This is a genomic window from Flavobacterium sp. B183 (assembly GCF_023539155.1).
Lineage (GTDB): Bacteria > Bacteroidota > Bacteroidia > Flavobacteriales > Flavobacteriaceae > Flavobacterium > Flavobacterium tructae.
Genome location: NZ_CP097434.1, coordinates 4,268,891 through 4,281,224, shown reverse-complemented (window position 1 = coordinate 4,281,224; position 12,334 = coordinate 4,268,891). Strand labels below are relative to the sequence as shown.

Annotated in this window: 10 protein-coding genes; 3 read left to right on the top strand and 7 right to left on the bottom strand. The window is 36.3% G+C overall.

All coding sequences use genetic code 11. The annotated features are described in order from the left end of the window. Nucleotides 1-41 precede the first annotated feature (41 nt). From M4I44_RS17675 to M4I44_RS17655, 5 genes are all read right to left on the bottom strand, one after another. A complete protein-coding gene (locus M4I44_RS17675; RefSeq protein WP_249965585.1) occupies nt 42-581 on the bottom strand; it encodes a hypothetical protein in 540 nt (179 codons plus the stop codon). A 316-nt stretch (nt 582-897) separates the two neighbouring features. Next, on the bottom strand, nt 898-1,578 hold the full coding sequence (locus tag M4I44_RS17670) for a hypothetical protein (protein ID WP_089076464.1): 681 nt from the start codon (nt 1,576-1,578) through the stop codon (nt 898-900). A gap of 324 nt (nt 1,579-1,902) precedes the next feature. Further along, on the bottom strand, nt 1,903-2,988 hold the full coding sequence (locus tag M4I44_RS17665) for an efflux RND transporter periplasmic adaptor subunit (RefSeq protein WP_202704009.1): 1,086 nt from the start codon (nt 2,986-2,988) through the stop codon (nt 1,903-1,905). 117 nt (nt 2,989-3,105) lie between these two features. After that, nucleotides 3,106-6,396 (bottom strand): efflux RND transporter permease subunit, encoded by a 3,291-nt coding sequence (locus M4I44_RS17660; protein ID WP_249965584.1) that lies wholly within the window; start codon nt 6,394-6,396, stop codon nt 3,106-3,108. A 12-nt stretch (nt 6,397-6,408) separates the two neighbouring features. Next, nucleotides 6,409-7,794, bottom strand: a complete 1,386-nt coding sequence (locus M4I44_RS17655) for a TolC family protein (RefSeq protein ID WP_249965583.1) — start codon at nt 7,792-7,794, stop codon at nt 6,409-6,411. 166 nt (nt 7,795-7,960) lie between these two features. On the opposite strand from M4I44_RS17655, the gene M4I44_RS17650 reads away from it, so the two are divergent. Together M4I44_RS17650 and M4I44_RS17645 are read left to right on the top strand one after the other, a co-directional pair. Then, nucleotides 7,961-9,001 (top strand): sensor histidine kinase, encoded by a 1,041-nt coding sequence (locus M4I44_RS17650; protein WP_017495598.1) that lies wholly within the window; start codon nt 7,961-7,963, stop codon nt 8,999-9,001. After that, nucleotides 8,998-9,696 carry a LytTR family DNA-binding domain-containing protein gene (locus tag M4I44_RS17645; protein WP_017495599.1) on the top strand — a complete coding sequence of 233 codons (699 nt, stop codon included), beginning with the start codon at nt 8,998-9,000 and terminating at the stop codon, nt 9,694-9,696. The genes M4I44_RS17650 and M4I44_RS17645 overlap by 4 nt, the downstream gene beginning before the upstream one ends. Nucleotides 9,697-10,052: 356 nt before the next feature. Here M4I44_RS17645 and M4I44_RS17640 read toward each other — a convergent pair whose 3' ends face one another. Continuing rightward, on the bottom strand, nt 10,053-10,769 hold the full coding sequence (locus tag M4I44_RS17640; protein WP_249965582.1) for a DUF4386 domain-containing protein: 717 nt from the start codon (nt 10,767-10,769) through the stop codon (nt 10,053-10,055). Nucleotides 10,770-10,916: 147 nt separating this feature from the next. Here M4I44_RS17640 and M4I44_RS17635 point away from each other — a divergent pair, with 147 nt between their 5' ends. After that, the gene (locus tag M4I44_RS17635; protein WP_249965581.1) at nt 10,917-11,390 is read left to right on the top strand and encodes a hypothetical protein; all 474 of its coding nucleotides are present in this window, start codon (nt 10,917-10,919) and stop codon (nt 11,388-11,390) included. A 95-nt stretch (nt 11,391-11,485) separates the two neighbouring features. Here the strand turns inward: M4I44_RS17635 and M4I44_RS17630 are convergent, their stop codons facing one another. Beyond that, nucleotides 11,486-12,250 carry an SDR family NAD(P)-dependent oxidoreductase gene (locus M4I44_RS17630; protein WP_249965580.1) on the bottom strand — a complete coding sequence of 255 codons (765 nt, stop codon included), beginning with the start codon at nt 12,248-12,250 and terminating at the stop codon, nt 11,486-11,488. Between the last annotated feature and the right edge of the window lie 84 nt (nt 12,251-12,334).

Below are 12,334 nucleotides of genomic sequence, written 5' to 3'. Positions count from 1 at the left end.
AAAATGAAAAACCTCGGCTTTTTAAGGTCGAGGTTTTGTATTTATTGTTTACCAATTAGTGGATTTATTCTATTTCTTAATTGATTTTCGATAACTGGAACTATAGCGTCATAATTTGTTAACTCAAGATTTATTATACTAATTCTAAAAATTTCTTTTTTCATATTTTCTCTTGCTAAAAGTTTCATAGCAAAAGTTGTTTTGCTCAGTTCCTTATAAATATGACCATGCAATCTCGATTTAATGTTTTTAGACTTCCCAATATACAATGGAATCCATTCTTTTAATTCATTGTGAGCTTTGATTCTTTTCAATTTAAAATTTAGAGTAAACTTTTTGACATAATCTTCGTTTTCCCATCTAAATTTAAAATCATTAACCCATTCTTCATATATTTTAAATTTTTCATTATTTCTTACTTCTATTAGATAAATACCGGGATGATTTAGAATATCCCATGGAATATTGTCTAATTTTTCATTTAATTCAAATTGACATATCTCTTTAAAATGAAGTTCATTGCTAAATGCCTTAATTAAATAAAGTTGTTTTGTTATTTCTGAATCTATTTCTTTAATCATTTATTTCTTTTTATTATTATCACTAAAAAATCCAATTGCTATAAAAATTCCGAATCCTATTAACATCCATTTTCCAAAACTTGAAGAACTACCTCCGCCACAGACTCCACAACTGCCTCCACTATTACAATGACCACAATAATTACAGCTTGAACACGCGTTACAATTTGAGGAGCCTGAGCATCGTCCAGCAAATATTGAATTGCTTTGGAGAAGAGAAAATATTAGAAATAAGTAAATTACTTTTTTTTGAATTATTTTTTTTGTTATCTGCATTGAATTTATATTAACTCAGGTATAATATTAGTTCTCAAGATCAATTATCAAATTTCTTCAAATCATCCAATGTCGATTCAATCAAAATTGGAATTTTACCACTTTTTATTTGAGAATAGTTTACTTCATGTCCATTAAATAAGTCAACCGCAATGCAATAATCAGGATTTATATAAAATTCCTTTGAATAATACTTATCAAGATATCGATAAATCATGTCAGTAAACATTCCTAATTCACTTTTTTTGAATCCTTCTTTTTGGGCTATGAACCAAATCCCTGCAATTTCCTCACTACCATTGTTTGAAAATGTATAAATATGACAAGGTTTAGCTTCAATCGGAAATTTTTTAATAGTGATTATTGCTTGATCTTTTGGTTGAGTTAAATAATTCAAATCAACATTAGGCTTTAAGTGTTGAAAATCATAGTCTTTAAAATTATTTACAATATCAAGATTTTTTTGAAACTGATTTTTATTCTTATCATGTTCTTCTATTCTAATTTTGTCTTGTAATAGTTTGATTTTTTCGTCTAGTAAATCTATATTATCACTCTTAAAAGTATTTCTAATGGCACTTAGGCAACTTATCCAGTAATCACCGCCAGAATTTCCTTCAGATTTTATTTTCTCTTTATGAAGATTTTTAACAAAAGTGATTTTGGTTCTATCATTTTTTTCTCGAAACTCAATTAGTTCTTTTATTGTTACTTTTTTCATATTTGTCAATAATTCAATGATTTTTAAGTGTTTATGTAATGATTGAAACAAATGTAAATACTCCAGATATATACTTTTTACGGAAAACCATATTTAGTCTATAATTCATTCGGAACAAGTTTAATAATTAATTGAACGAAAAAAGCGAGTATTAATACCTGATTTATTTTTTGAGAAAAATATTGTAATTATAAAGAGAGATTAATAGGAATAAAAAAAACAGCCCCCAAATCAATGAGAGCTGTCCTAATGCAAATTTTAATTTTACATTCCTAAAAATACGTACAGTAATTGTTAATCACTAAAATAAAGACTAAACGCAGGTTACTCGTTTATAACATCCCCATCTTTAGTTTCTTCGCTGGCAATTTTTACCAGTTTATCTTTTAGGTTTAAATCTCCAAAGACTTCCACTTTGTCGTCGATTTCTCTTCCTTTTTTAACGTCAACGCGGGTGGCTTTGTGGTTCAGGACTTTGATGACAAACAAACCTTCGGCTGAATTTACCAATGCCGATTTCGGAATGACGAAGGTACTGTCTTTGGCGTTAAGCGGTAATAATACTTCGGCTACCATTCCGGGTAATAGATTGGTTTGGGTGTTGTGAACGTCCATTTCGACTCTTTCAGAACGCAGTTTTAAGTCTAAAGCGCCGGACATTCTGGTAATTTTAGCGGTAAAAGTGTCCGGAAGCGATTTTACATTGAAACTCATTTCGTCACCATTGTGTAAATATCCGGTGTACAATTCCGGTACCGAAACTGCCAAACGTAATTTATCCTGTTGCTGAATGGTCAACAAAGGCAAATCGGAACCTTTTCCTGCGGGACCTACAAAGGTTCCTAGATTGACATTTCTGGCGGCTACCACTCCGTCAAAAGGCGCACGGATTTCTAAGTACCCTCTCATAATCGAGATTTCTTTGTGTGCCGCGATGGCTGCCTGATATTGCGCGTAGTCTGAGTTTTTCTTTCCGCTGGCCATTTCTAAGTCGTTTTTAGAAATGGTTCCTTCAACTTTGCTCGTTTCGTACAAACGGTTGTAGGTGCTTTTGCTGGTGGCGTAAATGGCTTCCATCGATTTTAATCTCGATTCGGCAGCAGCCAATTGCGAACTGATCTCCGGTGCTTCAAGAACAATTAAAAGCTGTCCTTTTTTTACTTTCGAACCAATATCTACTTTCAGCAATTTTACAAAACTGCTTACTTTGGCATACAAATCTACTTGTTGAAAACCGGTTAATTCTGCCGGTAAACGCAATTCTGTAGTCAGTTTTTCTTTGGCCAAAAGGAAAGTTTCTACTTTAGGTTCAATTTCCGCTTTAGGCGCTTCTTCTTTTTTCTTTTCACAGCTTAGTACAACTAAAGCTGTAAATAGTATCGCTGTAGATTTTATAATGTTATTTTTCATTTTTTGGTTTTATATATGTTTTTATAAGTATTCAGAAAGTATAAAAGTTTATCGAAGTGTTTTCGCGACGATCGTAACTTTCGACTTTATGACTTTCGGCTTTATGACTTTATCACTTTATGGCTTTCCAACTTTAGACTTACTTAAGGATGAGATATAATGGATACTTTCTTCGTCTTCAGGATCTAAAGAAACGGATTGTGTCGATGTTTTTTCCTGTGCCCATGCAAATATCTGCGGAAGGATCAACAATACGGCAAAAGTAGAAAATAACAATCCGCCGATAACCGCTCTTCCTAACGGAGAAACCTGATCACCTCCTTCGCCGTGACCAATCGCCATTGGGAGCATTCCTGCAATCATCGCAACCGATGTCATGATAATCGGACGAAGACGCAGTGCAGCGGCTTCTCTCGCAGATTCTAAGGCATTCCCGTTTATTTTTCGAAGCTGTTCGGCATTGGTCACCAATAAAACGGCATTGGCAATAGAAACTCCGACAGACATGATGATTCCCATATAAGATTGTAAATTAAGCGTTGAACCTGTAAAGGTCAGCATTAATAAAGCGCCTAAAACAACCGCAGGAACTGTGGTTAAGATCACCAGCGAAACTTTGAACGACTGAAAATTAGCGGCCAACATTAAGAAGATTACAAAAACGGCAACCAATAATCCGGTCTGTAAACTGCTTAATGTCTCGCTCAATACCGTGCTTAGTCCAATTGGAGTAATAAATAAACCACGAGGCAATTCGCCTAGTGAACTAATGGTCGATGCAACATCTTTTGTGGCCGTCCCCAAATCGGTCTGGTTGATGTTGGCCGTAACGGTAATGTATGGCATGGCCCCTAAATTGTCATTTTCACCACTTACAAAGCCGGGTGTAATTTTGGCAACGTCACTTAAAACCGGACGAAGCGAGTTTTTCAATACCGGAATCTCTCCAATATCGGTTTTGCTTTTCATTTTATTCAACGGAACCTGAACTTGTACAGAATAGGACAATCCTGCTTTTTCGTCGACCCAGTTATTTTTTTCGGTATAACGTGACGATGAAGTCGATGCGATAAGAGAACGTGAAATATCATTCATATCAACGCCCAATTCGGCGGCACGTGTTCTGTCAATATTAATGTTCATGGCCGGATAATGTATCGGCTGACCAATTTGTACGTCTCTGAAATAAGAGATCGCGTTTAGTTTGTTTACAATCTGAGTAGCATATAATTCATTTCGTTTTTTGTCTTTTCCGGCAATTCGAATTTCAATTGGAGTAGGAGACCCCTGACTCAATACTTTATCGGTCAATTCGATAGGTTCAAAAGAAAGTTTAGTGTCCGGTAAAACTTTTTTCAGTCTTGCTCGTAACTCATCTTTAAACTCATCCATATCGACATGATACTCTTTTAAACTTACCTGAAACACAGCTTCATGTGAACCTGCCATAAAGAGATAAATAGGGTTGATCGAGAACAGGGAAGGGTGTTGCCCCACATAAACAGAAGAAATTCCGATATGCTCTTTACCTACCATTTTTTCCAATTCTTTCAGCACAATTCGGGCTTGTTCTTCGGTTCTTTCCAATCGCGTTCCGTCAACAGCACGCATTCTTAATTGAAACTGACTTGAGTTTGTTTTTGGAAAAACATCTTTTCCGATAAAACCAATTAAAACAATAGCCAAAACAGTCGCTGAAACTAAATAAACAACGGTCGTTATTTTTTTGTGCACAAACAATCGGTCTAAAGTTCGCATGAAACGAATTCTGAAACGCTCAAAAGGACTTATTTTTCCGTTGTTATTGGTGTCTTCTCTTTCTACATAACTTTTTTTCTGAGTGATCAGATTTTGTTCTGATTCGGGAGTTAAACCGCAGTCATTAAATTCGGCTTCATCGTCAGTAATTTCAGGGCCATGTGGATGTTTTTCGTGTCCTTTCATCATCCAGTTCGCCATTACCGGCACAAAGGTTTGAGACAATAAAAACGAAATAACCATAGAGAAACCAATTGCTAAGGCTAAAGGCAGAAACAAGGCTCCGGGAATCCCCACCATGGTAAATGCCGGCGCAAATACAGCTAGTATACACAGTAAGATCAATAATTTAGGCAAAGCAATTTCCTGACAGGCATCCCAAATGGCGAGTGCCTTGGGTTTTCCCATGTCGAGATGCTGGTGAATGTTTTCGATGGTTACCGTACTTTCGTCTACCAGAATTCCAATAGCAAGCGCTAGTCCGCTCAAAGACATTAAGTTGATCGTTTGTCCGAATAATTTCAGGAATAAAACTCCGGAGATAATCGAAATTGGTATGGTCATAATTACGATTAAAGCAGCACGACGGTCGCCCAGGAAAAGCATTACCATTAATCCCGTTAAAACTGCACCGATAATTCCTTCGGTAATCAAACTTTTAACGGAGTTGATTACATAAACCGACTGGTCAAATTCGTAAGATAAATTAACATCTTCGGGAAGTGTACTCTGAATTTTAGGAAGTTCTTTTTTTAATTTCTGAACCACATCCCAGGTCGAAGCATCTCCCGCTTTTGCAATACTGATATAAACCGAACGTTTTCCGTTTACCAAAGCGTAACCCGCTGTAATATCGGCACCGTCTTTTATGCTTGCCACATCACCTAATTTTAAGTTTTGAACACCGCCTTTGAATAACGGAATCTGCTCAAAATCTTTAACTTCTTTAATGGTATTATTGGTAGGTGTAATATAATTTTTGTCGCCCATTCTCACGTTTCCGGAAGGAGCTGTCTGATTGTTTAAACGAATGGCTTCGACAATTTGATCGGGTGTCATATTGTGCGAACGCAATAAATCCGGATCTACGTTAACCTCTATAGTTCTTGGGCTTCCGCCAAAAGGAGCCGGAGACAATAAACCGGGAATCGAAGTAAAAGAAGCACGAACATAAACGTTGGCTAAATCCTGTAATTCGTTGTTGGATCTGATTTTTGAACTCAAAACCAACTGTCCGATTGGCAATGATGAAGCATCAAAACGTATGATAAAAGGAGGTTGTGTTCCCGGAGGAAAAACCGCCTGGATTCTGTTGGATAGTGCACTCAATTCGGCAGCGGCCTGTGCCATATTGGTTCCTTCATAATAGGTTAATTTCATAATCATTAACCCCTGAATATTTTTGGTTTCTACCGATTTGATACCATTCGAAAAAGGTAAAACGTTGACGTAGTTTTTGGCAAAATAAGCTTCCATCTGGTCGGGTGTGTAACCTCCAAACGGATGCGCAATATAGATAACCGGCAAATTCATTTTCGGTAAAATATCAACCTTAATGTCTCTGATGGCACCAATTCCGAAGAAAAAGAGACCCGCAACCAATACGAGAATGGAGATGGGCTTGCGGAGTGCAAAACGTATTAAATTCATTGGGCTTTATAATTAAAATTCATTTATAAATAGGTCAAAATTTCCTGTTGCAGCGACTTTCAGTAAGTACGACTGCCACACATTATTATTGACAATATCACGATCGATCTCGGCACGGTTTAAAACGTACATGGTCTGCGTTAAATCAGTCAGATCGGTTAAGCCGTTTTTGTATAAAGTCGATTTCTGAAGGTAGGCTCTTTTGGCAGCATCTACCTGAATGGGCGCTTCGGCATAATTCTCTAAAGTGATTTTGATTTTATCTTCAGCAAAATTCAACTGCGATTTCAGCTCACGGTCTGCCTGGTTGTATTCTTCCTGTAGTCCCTGAGAAATAAATTTCTGAGCAGTGACTTGCTTGTTGGAACGAAAAGGAGTCGTTAAATTCCATGTAATTCCAATTCCAACTAAATAATTAGTACGATCCGGATTGACACCATCCCAGTAATTTCGGGTAAAGGCATGCTGATTCGTGGCATAACTACTGTCAAATCCTGAAGCTCTGGTTTGCAAAACACCAAAAGCAGTCATGGTTGGATAATAGAATCTTTTGTACAGTTTGACCTGCTGATTGCTGTAATCGATTTTTGTTTTATACAATTGTAATAAAGGATGAAGACTGTCTGTTGCAGTATTTTCCTTAAGCAGTTCTTTTGGAATCTGAGTGACAAAAAGGGAATCGGTTACAAAATCCTGAGGAGCAACGCCCATGAGATCGACCAATTTGTTGTTTTGTTCTTTGACAAAGTTTTTGGCCAGATTCAGTGCGATTTTAGCTTTTGATACTTCGGCAGTGGCTAAAGTAGAATCGACTCCGGCTAATAATCCGTTTTTAACTCTTGCTACGGCTGTTTTTTTGAAAACCTGAGCGCGATCCAGATTTTTTTGCTGTGAAATCAACAATCTCTGACTTGCGAGTAAATTCAGATAAGCGGCAGAAATTTTGATTTCCTGTTGGAATTTTTCCTGTTTCAGATCTTTTTCTTTGGCCTGAACATCAATTTTAGATAAATTGATTTTTTCCTGTGTTTTTCCAAAAGTGAAAAAATCCCAGTTCATGTTGACCAGATAAAGTGCGCCAAATGCCGAATTCCAGTTTTGTTCCGGTAATGGAAGCCCGGACGAAGCTACTCCAAGACCCCCAAAACCATAAAGAGGTCCGTTTTGACCGTTTACAGTTCCGTAATCCTGTTGTGCCGATAAGTTTAGGTTGGGCAGGTAATCACGTTTAGACTGCTTAAGACTTTCGCGTGACGCATTGGTGTAATTGTTTTTTGCCTTGATGGAACCGTAGTTTTCCAAACCTGTTTTTATGGCTTCTTTTAAAGACAGGGTTTGAGCAGAACTACCACAGGCAAAAATCAAGAAAACTAATAAAGTAATTTTTTTGAAGTACATATAAATTAGTGGTGTGAATTTGATCTCTCAAAATTATTTCACTTGGTCGGATAAAAGCTTTCTTAAATGATGTAATGCGATTATAAATGACCAATTCAATTGGTCATTTATTGGAAATAAAAACTAAAAAAATGTGGTTAATTTGTAAACTATTTAAGTTTTAAGAATGAATAAAGAACTGGAAAACATATTGGATCACAAATGGTGGCAGGAAATTGCCGTTGTTGCCTTTTCATTTACTATTTATACCTTAAAAAACGACTGGATGTTGTTCAGTTCGTTTACCTCCATCTTAATGGGCATTTTTTTCTATTTAATTTTATACTTACACGCTCAATTCAACCGTTTCTTTTTACTTCCCATACTTTTTAAAAAACAACGCCCTGTGACTTATATTTTTCTGACACTGGCGGGAGTATTGCTCTTTTCGGTTGTTTTATATGAGGTTACCAGTCTGGAAATGTTTAGCAACTGCCGTTTGTACCAAAACTCTCATCAGCGCAGTTATGTGTATCAACTGGCCAGTGTTTTAGGGACTTTGGTTTGTATATTGAGCCCGATAATTGTTTTTAAGTTTTACAGAATCCACAAGAGACAGACGGATGAGACTCTTTTGTTCAATCAGATGCAATTGAATTCATTAAAAGGACAATTGAATCCGCACTTTTTATTTAATACCTTTAATACGCTTTACGGAATTAGTCTCGAGTTTCCGGACCGGACATCTGATTTAATCATGAAAGTATCACAGCTGATGCGGTATCAGCTCGAAAGCAATAACAAACAATGCGTGTCTTTGGAAGACGAACTCGAGTTTATAAACAGTTATGTCCAGTTGGAAAAAGAAAGGGTAGGGTATCGCTGTGAGATTACGTACGACTGTAAAATCGACAATGAAAATGCCTATAAAGTATCACCAATGCTGCTGATTGCGTTTATCGAAAATGCATTCAAACACGGAACCTGTGCAATTGAAAAATGTTTTGTGAGAATCATCATTACAGTCGAAAATGGTTTACTGCATTTGCATGTAGTAAATTCTATTCCAAAGAAAAAAACGGATGTTATTTCGACTAAGATTGGTTTGAAAAATACCATTGAGCGATTGAATTTGATTTATGGCAAAGCCTATAAATTGGACATTCAGGACGATAAGAATACTTACATTGTAGATTTGAAAGTACAATTGAAAAAGTTTGTCGAATGAGAGAACCTAAAAAATGTATAATTGTCGATGATGAACCGGCAGCGCATTATGTGCTGGCGAATTACATCAAGCAAAATCCGCAATTAGAATTGGTTTTTCAGGGCTTTAACGGTATTGAAGCGATGGATTATTTAAGAGACCATCCCGTTGATTTGATGTTTCTGGACATCAATATGCCGGAGATATCAGGGATGGAATTACTGAAGATTATTCCAACGCATCCCAGTACAATTTTAACCACCGCTTATTCTGAGTATGCCCTTGAAAGTTATGATTACGGTGTTATAGATTATCTTCTCAAGCCTATTTATTTTCCAAGATTCCTCAAAGCCATCGATCGTTTTTTTGCCACGGAAAATGGTAAAGCGAAAACTGAAGAAGCAGTAATCAATTCCGTTACAGTGAAGGTTGACGGTTACTTTATTGAGATAGAATTGGATCAGCTTTTGTTTGCACAGAGTTTTGGGAATTATGTGAAGTTACATACCATAAAAAGAACTTATCTGGCCTCTATCACGACCAGTGAATTGGAGAAATGCCTACCCGAGAAGAATTTCATGCGCATTCACAAGTCCTATATCGTGGCTCTTGATAAAATTGAAGCCACCGATAAAGATTTTGTGGTCATTAAAAACGAAAAATTACCGATTGGTATTACCTATAAAAGAGAATTATCAGATCGATTAAAGAAATAATACAGATGTAAAATTGGACTGAAACAGAAGTAAAATTGATGAAAAAACAGAAATGAAGGGAGCTTACTAATTCAATTATTTCAAAGAAGAAGCCTGCTCAGGAGTAATTTCCGGCAGGCTTTTTTGATTGTATTTCAGTTTTGGTAATTACACAGTTTGAATGATTTTCAAAGTAATAGCTTCTACTAAAAAGGATTAAAAAAAATCTGCAAAATCTGCCAGATCTGCGTGTGAAAAAAAACAAATTCCCGCAGATCTGGCAGATTTTTTAATCGATTTAATCCTTTAAATCTGTGGCTATTATTATTCAACATTTAGAATCTTTGTGTTTAAATTAATTGCATTATTAAGGTTGATTATACCAACTGCTGTTTCCAGACAGGCAGTTTTACCCCTTTAAAAACAAGCCATAAACTAAGAGACAATTCGGCAATCAAACATGGCATCAATAAAATTATACTTGAAAGTTTCGGGATGAGAATTAAGAAGAAACTATTGGTAAGATAACAAATTCCCGCCAGGCTCATTAAAACTCCAATTGCCTTTGGTAAATAACCCGATTTAAAGATCAGATAGCCTTCCAGTAAACATACAAATCCAAAAAAGATCAATCCGATTCCGAAACCATAATCGTGTAACTTAATCGAAAGATAAGATAAGGTGTGTAACTGATCCGGACTGAAAGATTTTAAATATTCGGCATCTCCCAGAAAGAACAATGCCGCTAAAAGATTCAGTTTATTGGCGACTAAAACGGCAGTCTGGATTAAATTGAACGATAAATTTAAAAGAGCAAGCTTTCGGTTTACCGGCTTTAAAAGATAATAGAGAATAATCATGACCGGCAGATCGCAAATTTGCATAATAAGATCCGCTGTAATGCCAATTTTCCACAGAAATTGCGAATGCATAATATTTTGAGCGGTGGCAGTGGCATCCCCAGACACAAACAATTTGTTTCTGACAAATGTTTCTGCGAAGAATCCCATGACGATAATGACCAAATATAATATCCCGGCTATGCGTGCATAAAGCTGCGGTGAAGCCTCAAAATTTTTCAGGTTAGATTTCATTTTTTAGGTTTTGGTTTTTCGTAAGACGTCTGACACAGAACATTGTTACCGTTTATTTTAACATTTTTTTATAATATCATTTTTTCTTCGGAATAAAGTAGTAATTTTAATACGTTATTTAAGAGATGTTAATTTAAAATTTGGCACATGAAAAAAATATTCCTGATGATAACCTTTTTGTATAGCAGCTTTTTAATAGGGCAGAGTGGAGTTTCTCCCGATAAAGTTGTCACACCTCCTGAAAAAGTAGTTTTTACTTTTCAGAAAGAATATCCTGGTAAAGTTCCGGTCTGGACCTTGAAGTATGTGGGAGACGATGATGATGAAATTCGGTATGAAGCCAAGTTCAAAACAGATAAAAACACCAATGCATTGGCGGTTTATGATAATTTGGGAGTTCTGAAAGCCTTTGAGTTGCAAATTCCATTCAATCAGCTGCCGCAAAAAGCACAAACCTATCTGAAGAAAAATTATCCTGCCAGTGCCATTAAAGAATCGGCAGTAGTGGTAGACGATAAAAACAAAACCACTTATGAGGTCGGAATACAAAAAAACGCCAAATTCTATGACGTTGTTTTTGATAAAAACGGAGGTTTTGATGTAATCATCGAGAAAGATTAAAAACAGAATTCTTACTAATTCAATATACTCAGAATGACAAACCCGACAGGTTTTTAAAGCCTGTCGGGTTTAAATTATAAACTCACGTGATAAAATTACAAATTCATTCCGCCTGAAACCTCAATGCGTTGTGCATTTACCCAGCGTGCCTCTTCGGTACATAAAAAGGCAACGACTCCGCCAATATCGTCCGGTAATCCAACTCTTCCTAAAGCGGTAACTGCAGCTATATTTTTGTTCAATTGTTCGTTGTCGCGAACTGCACCACCTCCAAAATCGGTTTCGATTGCCCCCGGAGCAACTACATTGGCTCTGATTTTGCGTTCGCCCAATTCTTTTGCCTGGTATTTGGTTAACGTTTCAATAGCACCTTTCATAGAGGCATAGGCGGAAGCACCCGAAAAAGAAAATCTTGCCAGACCAGTTGAGATATTTACGATTCCGCCACCATCATTCATAAGGTTTAATGCTTTCTGAGTTAAGAAGAAGGGGCCTTTAAAATGTATATTGCTCAATTGATCAAATTCGGCTTCTGTTGTTTCCATAAATGAATTGTGGAGTCCCGTTCCGGCATTGTTTACTAAAAAGTCAAACTTATCCGTTTTAAAAGTACTTTTCAGAGTTTCTGCAACAGAGTTGAAAAAGGGATTAAAAGTACCGGAATCGGCAACATTTAATTGAAGCGCGGCTGCTTTCTGACCTAAGCTTTCAATTTCTTTCACTACTGAATCAGCTTCTTCTTTTTTACTGTTGTAGGTAATAATTACATCGATTCCTTTTTTAGCAATTGCAATCGCCATATTTTTTCCTAAACCTCTGCTGCCACCTGTTACCAGAGCAATTTTTGTATGTACTGCCATTTTATTTTATGTTTTAAATTGATAAGACAAAGGTAGGGGCGAAGTAGTGTGGGGAAATTGTAAATATCAAATCGATGTTTGCGA